Source organism: Pectobacterium jejuense (assembly GCF_026800125.1).
Taxonomy (GTDB): Bacteria; Pseudomonadota; Gammaproteobacteria; order Enterobacterales; family Enterobacteriaceae; genus Pectobacterium; species Pectobacterium jejuense.
The window spans coordinates 213775-231045 of record NZ_JAPQKX010000005.1 but is presented as its reverse complement, the minus strand read 5'-3'; the positions used below and the strand labels follow the sequence as shown (position 1 = coordinate 231045).

General features: G+C 51.3%; 12 protein-coding genes and 1 tRNA gene. 8 read left to right on the top strand and 5 right to left on the bottom strand.

Going from position 1 to position 17271, the window contains the following annotated elements:
* Positions 1 to 99: 99 nt before the first annotated feature.
* Complete coding sequence (locus NXT09_RS11460; protein ID WP_268579745.1) at positions 100 to 576, bottom strand: GNAT family N-acetyltransferase; 477 nt, start codon at positions 574 to 576, stop codon at positions 100 to 102.
* Between the two features lie 435 nt (positions 577 to 1011).
* Positions 1012 to 1088 (bottom strand) — tRNA-Arg (locus tag NXT09_RS11455).
* 397 nt (positions 1089 to 1485) lie between these two features.
* Here NXT09_RS11455 and NXT09_RS11450 point away from each other — a divergent pair.
* Positions 1486 to 3939: a DUF3772 domain-containing protein gene (locus tag NXT09_RS11450; RefSeq protein ID WP_268579744.1), complete on the top strand. Its 2454-nt coding sequence runs from the start codon at positions 1486 to 1488 to the stop codon at positions 3937 to 3939.
* Between the two features lie 79 nt (positions 3940 to 4018).
* Here the strand turns inward: NXT09_RS11450 and NXT09_RS11445 are convergent, their stop codons facing one another.
* Together NXT09_RS11445 and dgcA are read right to left on the bottom strand one after the other, a co-directional pair.
* Entirely contained in the window at positions 4019 to 4879 is an 861-nt protein-coding gene (locus NXT09_RS11445; protein ID WP_240583464.1) for a D-amino-acid transaminase, read from the bottom strand.
* Between the two features lie 42 nt (positions 4880 to 4921).
* On the bottom strand, positions 4922 to 5902 hold the full coding sequence (gene dgcA, locus NXT09_RS11440) for an N-acetyl-D-Glu racemase DgcA (protein WP_268579743.1): 981 nt from the start codon (positions 5900 to 5902) through the stop codon (positions 4922 to 4924).
* 365 nt (positions 5903 to 6267) lie between these two features.
* On the opposite strand from dgcA, the gene alaC reads away from it, so the two are divergent.
* Entirely contained in the window at positions 6268 to 7509 is a 1242-nt protein-coding gene (alaC, locus tag NXT09_RS11435) for an alanine transaminase (protein WP_039497602.1), read from the top strand.
* Positions 7510 to 7630: 121 nt separating this feature from the next.
* Entirely contained in the window at positions 7631 to 8044 is a 414-nt protein-coding gene (gene gspS, locus NXT09_RS11430; protein ID WP_010681655.1) for a type II secretion system pilot lipoprotein GspS, read from the top strand.
* Here gspS and gspB read toward each other — a convergent pair.
* Positions 8041 to 8610: a type II secretion system assembly factor GspB gene (gspB, locus tag NXT09_RS11425; protein ID WP_268579742.1), complete on the bottom strand. Its 570-nt coding sequence runs from the start codon at positions 8608 to 8610 to the stop codon at positions 8041 to 8043. The two genes, gspS and gspB, sit on opposite strands and share 4 nt — an antisense overlap.
* Positions 8611 to 9138: 528 nt before the next feature.
* On the opposite strand from gspB, the gene NXT09_RS11420 reads away from it, so the two are divergent.
* The 5 genes from NXT09_RS11420 to gspE all read left to right on the top strand — a co-directional run bounded on the left by NXT09_RS11420 (position 9139) and on the right by gspE (position 17270).
* Entirely contained in the window at positions 9139 to 10707 is a 1569-nt protein-coding gene (locus NXT09_RS11420) for a pectate lyase family protein (RefSeq protein ID WP_268579741.1), read from the top strand.
* 135 nt (positions 10708 to 10842) lie between these two features.
* The gene (locus NXT09_RS11415; protein WP_268579740.1) at positions 10843 to 12822 is read left to right on the top strand and encodes a glycosyl hydrolase family 28 protein; all 1980 of its coding nucleotides are present in this window, start codon (positions 10843 to 10845) and stop codon (positions 12820 to 12822) included.
* 50 nt (positions 12823 to 12872) lie between these two features.
* Positions 12873 to 13736 (top strand): type II secretion system protein GspC, encoded by an 864-nt coding sequence (gspC, locus tag NXT09_RS11410; protein WP_268579739.1) that lies wholly within the window; start codon positions 12873 to 12875, stop codon positions 13734 to 13736.
* Positions 13737 to 13824: 88 nt separating this feature from the next.
* Positions 13825 to 15777 (top strand): type II secretion system secretin GspD, encoded by a 1953-nt coding sequence (gene gspD, locus NXT09_RS11405; protein ID WP_268579834.1) that lies wholly within the window; start codon positions 13825 to 13827, stop codon positions 15775 to 15777.
* A complete protein-coding gene (gene gspE, locus NXT09_RS11400) occupies positions 15774 to 17270 on the top strand; it encodes a type II secretion system ATPase GspE (RefSeq protein WP_205549992.1) in 1497 nt (498 codons plus the stop codon). The genes gspD and gspE overlap by 4 nt, the downstream gene beginning before the upstream one ends.
* The last annotated feature ends 1 nt before the right edge of the window (position 17271 follow it).

Genomic DNA, 17271 nt, shown 5'->3' with positions numbered 1-17271 from the left:
CAAGGCGTTATTGACCGTTGTAAATTACAAAAGAGATAGGCTGCTTAACATCTTTGATCGCGCAGCCCAAAGAAGGATTGCTATTGATGAGCTGACGTTTTAGCGCACTGGTTTTGAGAATACATACATACCAACGCCATCATTACCCATATCTTCTACACGGACGATTGAAAAGCCGCACTTGTTGACGTAGAAACAGACATTATTAATAAGGCATGTCGGCGTTCTCAGTCTCCATTCTCTAACGCATGGATGCATCTTTTCAATTTCCATCCATGCACGGTAACCATAACCTTTTCCCTGTTTTTCAGGCAGAATAAACAATCTTTCAAGTAGGTTCGTTTCGCAAATATCTTGTGAAATAACCGCTCCGCCTATCAGACGAGTATTTTCCCAAAATCCCAGGACGGTTTTGTTCGACATTGTTATTGCGGACTCAAATGAGAAATCCTCTTCACCATCATCATCTTCTTCTTCCATATCATCAGGGAAAAAGGTGGCATTTGATTCAAAAGATGAGGAATAAATTTCTTCGAGTTCTTTGGCGTCAGCAAGAACCGCTGCTTTGATTAGCATATTTATATTTTCCATTGTGCATATGAAAAGAGGCGGGTTTCAAAATCGGTCTGTTAAGGGCGTATTAAGCCTTACATCCATCTGGTATATGCAGTTAGATTATTAATCAGCACAGCTGACGGACATTCCTCCAGAGTCTTTTCACAGGCTCATGTTAACTGGTTAGTCACCCTCGTGTTAACAACTTTTAGCTAAATAAGCTGCCTGTTTGGTGTCCTGTTGAGCAATAGCTAACCCATCTGATATTGAGTTGTTATCTTCTGATATGTATTTAGATATTCCAGCTCCACTGAATCTCTCTAACGTGGGCCCGATTAAATCAGTGAATGACATACACACTGTGTGAAAGCCGGAACGGCTTCGGTTAATGGTTTTCTGGTTTACTGAATTTTAGGCATAAAAAAAGACGTCGGTTGACGTCTGTTTACTTCGAAATGGTACGCCCTACAGGGCTCGAACCTGTGACCTACGGCTTAGAAGGCCGTTGCTCTATCCAACTGAGCTAAGGGCGCATTTCAAAAAAGAAATGGCTGTTGCTTGTTACAACAGTGGGCTGGATTATACCCACACGTCCCAGTGAGTCAACGGGTTGGCGCTGGATTTACGCTATACGGTGAATCCCTGTACAACTTTGGTGAATGTCGCTTTCTCTGGTGTGACTTTTTTGCACAATTGCGAGCCTCGTCCACATGAACTACACATAGCAATGAAAATTTCAGTTTTATCTGCTAGATACGTTCAGTAATTCTTTTCAAGTTATGAACGGACGTATTCTGCACTCTGTGCTGTTGGTACACTATGCCCGCATTCGTGGGTTTTGGATGAGTGTGGGCTGCTTTCACGTGCCGGGTTTGTCGCTCGGTTATTTGTGGATCCGCTATTTTGTCGAACTTTGGAACCTTTTGATTTATGAACATTCTTTCATCCGCATTCTTGCGCGTTTGTCTGCTGGCGATGTTGATGCTGCCTGTTGGATATGCATCGGCGGCGAGTGCGGATTCTGATCCTGACCCACAGCCCGCGCAGACCGAGGCGCCCGTAAAAATTAATGTTGATGCCGAGTTGGTCAAGCTGCAAAAACAGTTAGATAACATCAAGCAGCAGGTTTCAGGCACCAATAACGACAGCAAATTCGGCGCGTTGAATGACACAACGCAGGAACTGGTGAATAGCGCCAACGAGCTTGCTAATGCAGTGGCACCGCAGCGCGCTCAAATTCAGGCCCAGTTGGATGTCTTAGGGCCAGCGCCAGAGTCCGGCTCCAGCATTAATGAAACCAGTGAAGTGACGCGTAAGCGAAATAGCCTGAATGCGCAAAAAGCAAAAATGGATGCGCAGATCGAGCAGATTCAGGCTTTACGCACCGGAGCGGCCAATCTGTCCGCGCAAATAGTGACTCTGCGCCGTAATGCGCTGAAAACGCAGCTGGCATTGAATTCCGGTAGCATTCTGGGCGGGCGCTTCTGGGCACCGCTTGTGGCTCCGCAAGCTGAGGATGTACGCCGCCTGAGCACCTTTCAGGATCAATTAAGTGACGCCTTTACGGTGGCCTGGGAGCCAGACTGGCGTTACGGTTCCGCACTCCTGATTTTGATCGCCATGGCCATGAGTTCGGCGGGGCGTCGGTATATGGAAAAATGCCTGGCCTGGGCGGGAATTAACTGGCTGCCGGAAGGGCGTCTGCGGCGGAGTTTTTTAGCCACAGCGTCGGTTATTTCAACCGTGGTCACGATCGGCATTGCGGTAAATCTGATCGACTTTACGTTTACGCGCCACGGTGAGGCTTCAGAACGCGTTGTGTCGTTCCTTGATGCGTTGGTGAGACAGGCAATTTTCTGTTCGATGATCGCTGGATTGGGGCGTGCGTTTCTTTCGAATCAGCGCCCTTCATGGCGTTTGCCTGCGATTGCTAACCCTGTCGCAAAAGCCATGAAGCCGTTTCCTGTGGTTGCCGCAGGCATTATTCTGATCTTCGGTTTTATTGAACAAGTGACAGCGACGGTGGGAACATCGGTCGCGGCAACCATTATGGTGAACGGTTTATCTGCCCTGTTCCTGGCCTTTACTGCGGGGACGATCGCGCTGAAAAGCGATCAGATTCGTCGGCAGATGGTGCATTCAGGGGAACAGCCGGAAGCGCGTTCGACATTATCCGGCATTATTCATCTTGCCGTATTGGCGACATCGTTGGCTATTCTGGTGTCGCTGGTCATCGGCTATATCTCACTGGCTCGTTTCCTTGCGTTCGAGCTGGTGTGGATTGGTATGGTGTTCTCCTGCCTGTATTTGTTCTCAACGTTTATTACCGATATCTGCGAAAGCCTCTTTTCTCCCAACAATGCCAGCGGCAAGCGAATGAAAAATTCGCTCAATCTGGACGATCGGCATCTGGCTCAGGCCACCTTGCTCCTGTCGGCTGGCGGTAAAGTCTTTTTAATCTTGATGGCGGCCGTCGCCTTACTGAATGGGACATTTGGCACCACTACGCCGCTGGAGTTGGTGCAAAAAGCCGTTGAAATCTGGGGCGGAAAAGGGCTGGAAACGCTGAGCATCGTGCCTGCTCATCTGGTCAATGCCGTGCTCTTTCTGGTCGTGGGGGTTTATGTTTTACGCTCCTCAAAACGCTGGCTGGAAGATGAATTCCTGCCTAAAACGACGTTAGAACGCGGTATCCGTGCGTCGCTGGTGACGCTGTTCAGCAACATCGGCTACATCCTGATTATCCTGCTGACGTTGGCGACATTGGGGATTGAATGGAACAAGCTGGCATGGATTGTCAGCGCGTTGTCGGTGGGTATCGGTTTTGGCTTACAGGAGATCGTGAAGAACTTTATCTCTGGCCTGATTTTGTTGACGGAACGCCCGGTGAAAGTTGGCGACTCGGTCAGTATCAGCGGCGTTGAAGGGGATATCCGGCGGATTAACGTGCGTGCGACGGAAATTCAACTGGGCGACCGTTCGACGGTGATCGTACCGAACTCCCAATTTATTTCGCAGAATGTGCGCAATATTACGATGGGAAATCCGTTTGGAGTTGCCACGCTGGCGCTGACGTTCCCGCTGGATATCGATCCTGAAGAAGTCCGGGCACTGTTGCTGGATGCTTACATCAACCACGAGGCGATTCTGGAATCACCTGCACCGTCAGTGAAGTTTAGCCAGTTGAACCCAACGGGTATGGTGCTGAGCGTCACGGGTTATGTCAGCAGCCCGAGAATGGTATCGGAAGCGAAGAGTGATCTGCTGTTTGAGATTATCAAGCGGTTACGGGCATCAAACATTCCGCTGGCCGTACCGCAAAAGATGGTGCTGGAAAACTCCGGGCTTGCGCTGCCTGACGGCATGTCGGGTGAGGATAAATAATTTTCTCAGCCATCCGTTATCCGGCAGTGAACGGGTAACGGATGAACATCGAGCTGTGCTTACAGGACGTGAAGCGCGGCTATTTTTCCTGCTGTTTAATCATATCGAGATAGATTTCACGCAACCGCTGAGTAATTTTTCCGGGCTTGCCATCGCCGATCGTTTTTCCATCCAGCATTACGACGGGGAGAACCAGCATGGTGGCTGAACTGACAAAAATCTCCTTGGCGTGATACGCCTCTTCCGGTGTAAAAAAGCGTTCTTCCAGCGCAATGCCATCCTTTTCCGCCAGCTTGAGTAGCGACTGACGTGTAATACCGTGCAGAATAGCGTTGCTGAGTGGACGGGTTACAACCGTGTTGTCATGCAGGACGATGTAGCAGTTGCAGGAACTGCCTTCGGTAATGAAACCGTCTTCGACAAAGAAAGCGTCATCGGCCTGATTGGCATGGGCATACTCTTTTGCCAGGCTGGCGGCGAGCAGGCTGACGGTTTTGATATCCCGACGGTGCCAGCGAATATCCTCGGTGGTGACAACGTGCAGGCCCGTTGTGGCTTTAGGGTTACCGACCAACGAACGTGCCTGAGTGAATAACACCAGCGTGGATTTGACATCAGCAGAAGGGAAATAGAAATCACGATCGCCGGCATTACCGCGGCTAAGCTGTAAATAGATCGCGCCTTCTTTCAGATCGTTTTTATTGATCAGCTCATCGTGAATCTCTTTGAGCGCCTCAGGTGTGACGGGCAACGTGAGCGACAGCTCGCGGCAGGAGCGTTGCAGGCGAGTGATATGATCGGCGAAATCAACCAGCTTGCCATCGATGACCGCTGTTACTTCATAGACGGCATCAGCAAACAGGAAACCACGGTCAAATACAGAAATTTTTGCTTCATTTTCTTCTAAATACTGTCCATCAACATAAACAAGACGTTGCATCACAACACTCCTTAATAGTTGCTCAATGCAGGTTAACGCGCGTTATCCCCACAATAATGCGTCGGGCGGTAATATTTCGCTACCGTTATAGTGCAGCCCGTTAGTGCGATCGCGCTGCAAGAGCAGTGGCCCATCCAAATCGACCACGGCGGCACCTTGTGCCACGACAAAGGCGGGTGCCATTGAGAGCGATGTACTCACCATGCAGCCGACCATAATTTGTAATCCTTGCTCCTGTGCATATTTTCGCAGGCGCAGGGCTTCAGTTAGTCCGCCGGTTTTATCCAGCTTGATGTTGATCATGTCATAGCGGCCGACCAGAGCGGCCAGCGACTGACTGTCATGACAGGATTCATCGGCACAGACGGGAATCGGGCGGGGCAAGTCTGCCAGCACACCATCTTTGCCTGCTGGAAAAGGTTGTTCGATCATCGTTACGCCAAGTGCAGCAAGTTCAGGAACCAGCGTTAGATAACGTTCGGTATCCCATCCTTCGTTGGCATCGACAATCAGGCGAGCTAATGGCGCGCCTTCGCGCACGGCAGCAACTCTGGCCAGATCGTTTGCGTCTGCCAGTTTTAATTTGAGAAGAGGGCGATTGGCATGATGTATTGCGGCGTGGCGCATATGGTCTGGTGTATCCAGCGATAGCGTATAGGCCGTCTCCAGCGCGGTAGGCGAAGGGAGATCCAAACGCTGCCAAATGCGCTGTTGGTGCTGTTTACACTCCAGATCCCAGAATGCGCAATCGAGCGCATTACGTGCCGCGCCTGCGGGCAGGATGGTTTGCAGCGTCTGCCGATCTAAACCGTTACGGATGTCGCTGTGCAGTGAGGCAATCTGTGCCATGACGCTGTCGAGGGACTCGCCGTAGCGTGAATAAGGAACGCATTCGCCGTAGCCTGTCACGTTGCCGGACTGGATTGCCACCACAACGACATCCGCCTGACGCTTGCTGCCGCGTGAAATGGTAAATGCGCCTTCTATTGGCCAACTCTCGGTGAAATATCGCATCTCAGTCATAAGCTTACTCTCGGGTTAACCATCCTGTGCCTCAGGGATAAGCGCCTTATTTACAAGGCCTGAGCGGGTCATCAAGTGTAATGCTTCTTTCGATGCGTATTCTCCATTTTTCGCGATCGTAGCCAGAAATCGATGAGGCTTAATTCCGGGCTGGAAAAATTTATGAGCACAGTATCGACAGGGCGAATTATCTGAGATAGCTTGAATAAGCTCATCACACTTCAGGTCGCCTGTACCCTTGTAGTTAACGAAAGCTGTCGTCAACGAAAACGGGTTTACTGCGATTTGAATGATGCTGAGTAGAGTGTCTTACAGGCACTGCGTCGCTCGGACGGTCCGGGCGCTCACGTTAATCTGAGGATGTTATGGCTGATTCTACTTCTCCGCGCCGTTTTACGCGCATCGATCGTCTTCCCCCGTATGTATTTAATATTACTGCTGAATTAAAAATGGCTGCGCGTCGTCGCGGCGAAGATATTATTGATTTCAGCATGGGTAATCCTGACGGCCCGACCCCTCCTCATATCGTGGAAAAACTCTGTACGGTCGCACAACGCGAAGATACTCACGGATATTCGACATCCCGAGGTATTCCGCGCTTACGCCGTGCGATCTCCCGCTGGTACGCCGATCGTTATGAAGTTGATATCGATCCGGAAAGCGAAGCTATCGTCACGATTGGCTCCAAAGAGGGGCTGGCGCACCTGATGCTGGCAACGCTGGATCATGGCGATACGGTGCTGGTGCCTAACCCCAGCTATCCGATTCACATTTATGGTGCGGTGATTGCCGGGGCGCAGGTGCGTTCTGTGCCGCTGGTGGACGGCGTCGATTTCTTCAACGAATTAGAACGCGCGATCCGCGAGAGTATTCCGAAGCCGAAAATGATGATTCTCGGTTTTCCGTCGAACCCGACAGCGCAGTGTGTCGAGCTGGATTTCTTTGAACGCGTTGTGGCGTTGGCGAAACAGTACGGCGTGTTGGTGATCCACGATCTGGCCTATGCCGATATCGTGTACGACGGCTGGAAAGCGCCGTCAATCATGCAGGTTCCCGGCGCGAAGGACATCGCGGTAGAGTTCTTCACGCTGTCAAAAAGCTACAACATGGCGGGCTGGCGCATCGGCTTTATGGTCGGTAACCCAGAGCTGGTCAGCGCGCTGGCGCGGATTAAGAGCTACCACGATTACGGCACGTTCACGCCGTTGCAGGTGGCGGCGATTGCGGCGTTGGAAGGCGATCAGCAATGTGTGCGGGATATTGCCGAGCAGTATCGCCAGCGCCGTAACGTGTTGGTACGTGGTCTGCACGAGGCTGGCTGGATGGTTGATGAGCCGAAAGCGTCAATGTACGTCTGGGCGAAAATTCCTGAAGCCTATGCGCATCTGGGGTCGCTGGAGTTTGCCAAACGACTGCTGTCGGAAGCGAAGGTTTGTGTCTCCCCCGGCATTGGCTTTGGCGATTATGGCGATACCCATGTTCGGTTCGCCTTAATTGAGAATCAGGATCGAATTCGGCAGGCGGTGCGTGGTATTAAGGCTATGTTCCGTGCTGACGGTCTCCTGCCAACCACCAAATCCTTACCCGGTAAGGGCACGGCTGCTTGATAGTGATTTCCTGATAACTGCGGCTCCCGGTCGGCTGACTGGGAGCATATAAACATGCCGTGACAGCGGCTTATCATTTGCTAGAATGCATACCGTTAATCTCAATCAGGATGAGTTTGTCATGTCATTATCTCTGTCTAAAATTTCTGCGTTAACGCTGCTTTGCGTCACGCTGGCCGGGTGCCAACAAACAGGAACGTCTGCCCAAAAAGGAACGGTGGCAGGCCAGTCTTCTGCGGTAACGGTTTCTCCTAACGATCAACTGAATCAACTGGCGTCGCTGGTTGCGGCCACCCGCTATCTTAAATCGAAGTGTAACCGCAGCGATCTACCTGATGATGCGACGATTGCCAATGTCGCGTTGGCTGTAGCGAAACAACGAGGCTGGAATGTCGCGAGCTATCAGGCTTTACCGCAGCGCAGTGAAAGCCTGTATCAAGGGTTATTGAAAGACAGTACGCCAAAAGAGGCGCAGTGTTCGGAATTTAACCGTACGTTGACGCCGTTTATTGATGCCATTCGCAGTCAAAGCTAAGGCGCAGCGCTTCCACTTTCATTGTCGGCGGAACGTTCATTTTCGTTGAATTTTCCGCCCGGCCAATCTTCCAGTGCCTCCAGAATAAACACCTCACCCTCTACGCTGAAAATGGTCATATCCTGCTGGATTTGCTCGATGGTCAGCCCTTCTATTGGCGAATCCCCTTCACGGAATTGCAGGCCGTTGAGCGTGATGCTGCGCTTGGTTTCATCCGAGGTGTAAACGTGTGCGCTGTAGGCCAGCGGCGGAATCTCACCGTTGCTGATGGCGGGTAGCGGCAGCGTGGTCCTTTTCTCTGAGGAGGCTAGCGTATCGGTATGGGCCTCATCCTGATGAGGTGCAGCGGCGAGTGCTGCTGGCGTTTGCTCCTCTGCCGCAGGCAAGATGGCTGCTTGAGCCGCTAACGTGGTCGTCGGAGAAGCAGGGCTCCCCCAGCGCTGGTGGCTGAACCAGCCGAGTGTGGTAAAAAGCACAGCATAAATCACCATCAGATAACCGGGCATCGGGTATCTGGCAAGCAGCGCTGGCTGTGAGTGTGTTGGTGCTTCCGGTGCGTTATCCACGCGCTCATCCTTAAGTGTTGAGGGGGCATTAGGTCGTGTAGCATCACATCATAAACTAAAGTCGGGTGAGTAGGATGGTGCCGTCTGCCTTATTTTGCAAAAAATAGAAAGAGCCAGAAAACTGAATCTCTCGGTTATGTGACAGTTCCTCCATTTTGATTAAAAACTATTACAGTCATAATAATCACAGATGGAATCTTGATGCGGGTCGCAAAAAAAACGTGTGAATTTGCTTTAATGAAACCATGTTTTACCATTGTAGGTATAACGTTTCTTTTTGGTGTTCGATAATCAATCAGCGTGGGGTGGTGCCATCATCATTTAATTAACAGTCCCGAGTGCTAAATGGGCAGTATTATTATGTGGTTTTTTACTACAGATAGTGCGCTGCTTTTTTATCAATAAGGGACGTGTCAATCTGCCACGACATTAAGAATAAAAGTACTTTTAAAGTATGCGATTAATATCGCAGGGTTTTGTGCGGATTTATTTTCCTATTTTAATAATTAAAAAATACTGAGGGATAACATGTTTAGAACGGTTATTGGGACTGGTCGTTTACGCACCTGTGCGGTAGCTATTGCCCTTTCCGGGCTCGTACTTTCCGGGTGTGATAATAGTCAGCAGCCAGTGGCAGAAGCGGCTCCGCCAGATTTGCAGGTGAAAACGGCACCGTTTGGTTGGGCTGCGCAATATCATAATACGGATGGTAAGTTTTATGCGACGACGGGGGGCGAGGGCGCACATGAAAATAGCATTTATGTCGTCACCAGCCGTCAGGAATTAAAAGACGCATTAAATAATATCCGCAGCCCCCGTTATATCGCCGGTGATGCCGATGCGGAATTGAAGGCGAAGTTAGAACCCAAAATTATCTACTGGCAAGGGACTATCCGTGGTGATGACTTAGGTAATGGGCGCTACGCTAATGCCGAGGATTATAAAACCAAACCGAATAAAACAACGTTTGATTTTGACTTATACGTCAAAGCGTTCGACCAGGATTATATGGCGCAGTTGAAAGCGACGGCGGATGCGGGGGGAAGTGACGCGGCGGCGGCCAGCACACAGCTTAACTTGTTGAAAAAGCAGAATGGTCAACGTTCTCAGTATGCCAACAACCAGAAGGCGCAGATTCAATTTCAGGTACCGCCAAATACCACGATTTTAGGCGTGGGTAGCGAAGCAAAACTGGTGGAAGGCTATTTATCCCTCAATACCCTGAGCCACACGTTCGGCAAAACGGATAATAGCAATATCATTATCCGTAATATTACGTTTCAGGCCCCGCGTGACTTTGCTCCGGCCTGGGATGCGGGCGACGGCGATAAAGGCAACTGGAATGCGCGTTATGATTCCGTGTCGATTAATGCCAGCAAAAATGTCTGGATCGATCACTGCACGTTTACGGACGGTGAATATCCAGACCATTTAGAACCGGTGCTATTTGGTAAGCATATTCAGCGCCACGACGGCTTGCTGGATATAGAAGACGGTGCCGACTACCTGACGATCTCCTACAACATTTTTGCCCAACATGACAAAACGGTATTAATTGGCTCTGGCGATGGTGATAAAGGGGAATACCGAATCACGTTTGAAGGAAATTTATGGGACAACAGCGTGCAGCGTTCACCGCGTGTGCGCTTTGGTCAGGTGCATTTGCTGAATAACTACCATCGTGGGGCAACGGATACGAACTACCCCATTCTGTATGCCATTGGGATGGGCTTCGATTCATCCATTCTTTCCGAAAGTAACGTGTTTAATTTCCAGGGCGGCGGGGCGGATGAAAAGCTGATTATCGGTGCCTACAAGGGAAGCAAATTTAAAGACAATGGCTCCTGGTTCAATGGCAATCCGGCAAGCAATTTGAATCAAATCGCATTAGACAAATGCAGCACATTGCAAGAGGCCGAGAAGGCCGCCGCTACAAATTCTGGCAAAGCTGTACCAGCATGGGCGCTGGAAACCTGTACCAATGAATTGGAATGGAGCCCGCCTTATGCCTATAGCGCAGGGAAATCCATTGCCGCCGTTGAGAAATACGTTCTGGACAATGCCGGTGCGGGGAAACTGGATATTTCTCTGCCGTAGATCGTCTGATTCAGCCCATTACTTATTCGATTTTTATCTGTAAACCCTCTGCCGATAGGTTTCGCTCTATGGCAACTAACCTGCCGTAGGGCGAAATACATCGGGCAAAATAATAGTAAAAATACAGGAAATGCTATGACTGACTTTTTACCTCGTACCCGTCTTACGCTCTGTGCAACATTGGTCCTGAGCGGCCTGATTGCCGGATGCAGCGATAGTGACTCAACGCCGGATGTCGGTGTTGATCGTTCCGCCGCGCCACAAAATCTTAAAGTGCCGACGTTGGCTTATGATGACCGCAGCGTGGTACTTGCCTGGGAAAAACCGACCAAACCTGCCGCTGGTATTAAGGATTACCGTGTCTACATGAATGGAACCTTGCTGGGCGGAATCATTGATAACCAGAACACCCATTCGCCAGCCAAGCCTTATATCGATAACTTCTACAATTCGATTGATACCGATAACTGGCATGTCCGCGTCAGCTTCCATAATTTCAAGGTGGCTAATCTGTCACCGGAAACGGAATACCGCTTCACGGTGCGTGCGCTTTATGACGACGGCAAAGAATCCGTTGATAGTGAAACCGTCGTGCAGAAAACGACGGCGACGCCAGCTTCACTGAATGTGACCAACTATGGTGCGAAAGGGGATGGCTTAACCAACGATACGGTGGCGATTCAGAAGGCGATTGATGACTGTACGCCAGCCGCGTATCCGAAAGGATGTAAGGTCGTCGTCGAAGGGGGAACGTTTAAAACCGGCGCGCTGTTCCTGCACAGCGATATGACGTTTGAAGTCGCGAAAGGCGCCACATTGCTGGGATCGGCAAACGGTGACGATTACCCGCTCGCCCGCGGCTACTATCTCTACCCTTACAGTTCACCTAAATTGCCGAAGCGTCCGCCTTCTCTGATTAACGTACTGGAAGCGGACGATCAGGGCAGCAGTCATGCTGGCACCTTTAAAAATATTCGTATCGTCGGGCAGGGCACCATTGATGGCAACGGCTGGACGCGTGGCATTAAAGCCAGCGATACAAACATTACTGAAATTGATGAATTAAATAATGAATTGCCGCTCTACCGTGCGAGCAAAGCCGCTAATGTTGGCAGTGACGGTATTCTGGCAAAAGACCAAACGGCAAAAGCCGTTGCTGAAGGAATGTTACTGGATGAGGCGTACAAAAACCGACGCTCCAGCCTGATGACGTTGCGTGGCGTGAGCAACATGTACCTGGAAGGGCTGACGATTCTGAACCCGGCTTTCCACGGTGTGATGGTGCTGGAATCCGAAAATGTGGCGATGAATGCGCTGGTACACACGACGTATGACGCGAATAATGCGGATGGTATCGAATTCGGCAACAGCCAGAACGTCATGGTATTCAATAACTTTTTTGACACGGGGGATGACAGCGTAAACTTTGCCGCGGGATACGGTGCCGAAGTGGCAACGTTGGGGCAAAAAGCGCAGAGCGGTGCCTGGATCTTCAATAACTACTTCCGCCGTGGGCATGGTGCGGTGGTTACGGGTAGCCATACCGGTGCCTGGATTGAAAAAATTGTTGCTGAAGATAACGTAATGAATAAGACGGATGTTGGCCTGCGCATGAAGAGCCGACCCTATTATGGTGGTGGCTCGCGTGACGTGGTATTCCGTAATAACGCGATGCGTGATATTGTCAACGAGCCGTTTGTGTTCACGATTAAATATAAAGCGGACGTGAACGATACCCAGCCTGCCGCTGAACCCGCGCAGTTCCGTGATGTGACCGTTTCCAACGTCACGGTTGATGGGACAGCGAAGAAAAACAGTATCATGGTCGATGGTATGACCGTGGCTGAAATGGCTGATGCGTATAAGTTCTCTTTTGGACGTGATGCCTATCACCAAGGCTTGCATTTTGAGAATGTAAAATTCAAAAATGTAAAAGCGACGGACATTACGTTCCTGAAGAACAGTGAATTTAAAAATGTCATTTTTGAGAATGTACCGGGAGCCTGGAATTTCGGTCATATTGAAAATATCAGGCTCGAAGACCGTGTAAATAATGATGCCGCGCTGACGACCAGTGGTGATGAGACCATCACCCGGGAAGCCGCAACGGAATAAGGCATTTTCCCCACGCTAATCGGCGTGGGGAGTATTATGGATGATTACCTATGGCACGATTGCAAGCTTTTAAAGATCCGTCTTTTCATTCGTTGGTTGCCACTTTTCGGTCACTGCCCGCTCCGCTGATCCGGCGTATCGCGTTGGGGCTGATTTTGCTGCTGATTTGCCAGCAGTTGGCCGTATTGACCTGGCGCTTTCTCCTCCCTGAAGACTCACGCATTGCTGGCGTGTCGGTCGCGCCTGCCCAGGCGAAAGAAAAACCCGCAACGCCGGGGGATTTTACCTTATTCGGCCAGGCCCCCGATGCAGATGCGTCTGCGGTTAACGACGCCGCATTATCCGGCGATATTCCGCTAACCTCGTTAAATATCAGCCTGACTGGGGTGTTGGCGAGTGGAGACGCCAAGCGTTCGATTGCCATTATCGCTAAAGATAGTCAGCAATACAGTCGCAACGTCGGCGATGCCATTCCGGGCTATGAAGCCAAAATTGTGACTATCTCTGCCGATCGTGTCGTGCTCCAGTATCAGGGGCGCTACGAGGCGCTGCATTTGTATCAGGAAGAAAAGGCTACTGACGCACCGTCGTCGTCTGGCGCATTTAACCAGGTGAAAGACGAGATACAAAAAGATCCCTTCTCGGCGCAGGACTACCTGACCATTTCTCCCGTCACGGAAGAAGAAGTACTGAAAGGATATCAGTTAAACCCCGGCAAAAATCCCGATCTTTTCTACCGCGCAGGCTTGCAGGATAACGATCTCGCCGTGTCATTAAACGGCATGGATTTACGCGATGCGGATCAGGCACAGCAGGCGATGGCGCAGTTGGCCGGGATGAGCAAATTTAATTTGACCGTCGAACGTGATGGTCAACAGCAGGATATATATCTGGCACTGGATGGAGACCACTAATTTGTTTAGCAAGGGACAGGGATTTTTTAAGCGTCAGGTTTTTTCGAAGAATAAAAACCAGTGGCTTGGTCATTTACGCCGCAAGGGCATGTTGTTGCTCAGCGGGAGTGTTTTGCTGATAGCATCATCATTGGCGTGGAGCGCCGAATTCTCCGCCAGTTTTAAAGGCACCGATATTCAGGAGTTTATTAATACCGTCAGTAAGAATCTGAATAAGACGGTCATTATCGATCCGTCGGTCAGCGGAACGATTACCGTACGCAGCTATGACATGATGAATGAAGAACAGTATTACCAGTTCTTCCTGAGCGTGCTGGATGTCTATGGGTTCACCGTGATTCCGATGGATAACAACGTCCTGAAAATCATTCGCTCGAAGGATGCGAAATCGACGTCTATGCCGCTGGCCACGGATGAACAGCCGGGCATTGGCGATGAAGTGGTGACGCGCGTCGTGCCCGTCAACAACGTCGCCGCGCGTGATTTGGCTCCGCTGCTGCGCCAGTTGAATGACAACGCCGGTGCCGGGAGCGTAGTGCATTACGAACCGTCGAACGTGCTGCTGATGACCGGTCGCGCGGGGGTGATCCAGCGGTTGATGACGATTGTCGAACGCGTTGATCAGACGGGCGATCGGAATGTGACCAGCATACCGCTGTCTTACGCTTCCTCAACGGAAGTGGTGAAGATGGTGAATGAGCTGAACAAGATGGATGAGAAATCCGCTTTGCCCGGCATGTTGACCGCCAACGTGGTGGCTGACGAACGAACCAACTCAGTGCTGGTGCGCGGCGAGCCGAATTCACGCCAGCGCGTGATTGATATGATCAAGCAGCTCGATCGCCAGCAGGCGGTACAGGGCAACACCAAGGTTATCTACCTCAAATACGCCAAGGCTACCGATCTGGTCGAAGTGCTCACCGGTGTCGGCGACAGCATCCAAACCGATCAGCAAAATGCGTTGCCCGCGCTGCGCAAAGACATTTCGATTAAGGCACACGAGCAAACCAACTCCCTGATTGTGAATGCCGCACCGGACATCATGCGCGATCTGGAACAGGTGATTGCACAGCTGGATATCCGCCGTCCGCAGGTCTTGGTTGAAGCGATTATCGCGGAAGTGCAGGATGCTGATGGAATGAATTTGGGCGTGCAGTGGGCGAATAAAAATGCCGGCGTAACGCAATTCACGAATACGGGATTACCGATCACGACAATGATGGCTGGGGCGGACCAGTTTCGACGTGATGGAACGCTTGGCACTGCAGCGACAACGGCACTGGGCGGTTTTAACGGGATTGCCGCCGGTTTCTATCAGGGCAACTGGAGCATGTTGCTGACGGCGCTGTCCAAAAACAGCAAGAACGATATTCTGGCGACGCCCAGTATCGTGACGCTGGACAATATGGAAGCGACGTTTAACGTCGGTCAGGAAGTGCCGGTATTAGCCGGTTCGCAGACGACATCCGGCGACAACGTTTTCCAAACGGTGGAACGTAAAACGGTTGGTATCAAACTGAAAGTGAAGCCCCAAATTAACGAAGGTGACTCCGTTCTGCTGGAAATCGAACAGGAAGTTTCCAGCGTGGCAGATGCGGCCTCCAGCAGCAGCACCGACCTGGGGGCAACATTCAATACGCGTACCGTTAATAACGCGGTACTGGTCAGCAGTGGCGAAACCGTGGTGGTGGGCGGCTTGCTGGATAAAAGCACCAATGAGTCTGCGAGTAAAGTGCCCCTGTTGGGCGATATTCCCGTGCTGGGGTATTTGTTCCGTTCCAACAGCACGGAAACGAAAAAGCGTAACCTGATGCTGTTTATCCGTCCTTCTATTATTCGCGATCGCAGCCAATACCAGAGCGCCTCTGCCAGTAAGTATCACTCGTTCAATGCGGAAGAGGAGAAGCAGCGGGACGTGAACGGCAGTGAAGGGGGGCTTTTGAGTAACGACTTGCTGCGCTTGCCGGAAGGCGGAAACGCCTACACGTTCCGTCAGGTTCAGTCCTCGATTGTGGCGTTTTATCCGGCGGGCGGGAAATGAGTGACGTTGCCTCCCAGATAATAGAATTACGCCCGATACTGCCTTTTGCCTATGCGCGATCGCAGCAAATTCTGCTGTTGCAGAGGGAAAATGATGCGAGCCTACAGACAATTTGCGTCGCGCAAACGCCGCCCTCTGCCTTGCTGGAGGCGCGTCGGATTGCGGGCTGTTCGCTTAGGATTGAACGCGTTACGGAAGACGAATTTGAACGGCAATTAGTCATTAGCTATCAGCGCGACTCGGAAGAGGCACGCCGTCTGATGGAAGACATCGGCAATGAGATGGACTTTTATACGCTGGTGGAGGAATTGCCAGACAGCGACGATTTGCTCGATGCCGACGATGACGCGCCGATTATCCGCCTCATCAACGCCATGTTGACCGAAGCGATTAAGAATAAAGCGTCAGATATTCATATCGAAACCTATGAGCGCTATTTGCTGATCCGCTTCCGTGTTGACGGCGTATTGCGTGAAATTTTGCGTCCACAGCGTAAGCTGGCTTCGCTGCTGGTGTCGCGTATCAAGGTCATGGCAAAGCTGGATATTGCGGAAAAGCGTATTCCGCAGGATGGACGTATGGCGCTGCGAGTGGGGGGACGAGCGATTGACGTTCGTGTCTCTACGCTGCCGTCGAACTACGGTGAGCGCGTTGTGCTGCGCTTGCTGGATAAAAACAGCGTTAAGCTCGATCTTGAACTGCTGGGCATGTCGGAACGCAATCGACAACTGCTGGACAGCCTGATCCATCGTCCTCATGGCATTATTCTGGTCACCGGTCCGACAGGGTCGGGGAAAAGTACCACGCTTTACGCCGCGCTCAGCCGCCTGAATGCCTCGGAACGTAACATCATGACGGTGGAAGATCCCATCGAGTATGAACTGGAAGGCATCGGGCAAACGCAGGTCAATACCAAGGTCGATATGACGTTTGCCCGCGGGCTGCGTGCCATTCTGCGTCAGGACCCGGACGTCGTGTTGGTGGGGGAAATTCGTGATGGTGAAACGGCGCAGATTGCCGTGCAGGCCTCGCTGACCGGTCACCTCGTGTTATCCACACTGCATACCAATAGTGCGCTGGGCGCACTGTCCCGTTTGCAGGATATGGGCGTCGAGCCTTTCCTGCTGTCAACCTCTCTGCTGGGCGTACTCGCGCAGCGTCTGGTCAGGACGCTGTGCTCTGACTGTAGCCAGCCACAGCCGGTCGATCCGGTTCAGGCTGAACAGATGGGGATCGCGCCCGGTACGCTGCTGCATAATCCCGTTGGCTGTCCGCAGTGTAGCTTTACCGGCTACCGGGGACGTATCGGTATTCATGAGCTGGTACTGATTAATGACGACGTCCGTGCCGCGATCCACCGCAGTGACGGTGAAATGGCGATTGCGCAGATTCTGGGGGGAAGTCGAACCACCATCCGTCAGGACGGGTTGGATAAGGTACTGGCGGGGCTCACGACCTGGGAAGAAGTGATCCGCGTAACCAAAGAGGAATGAT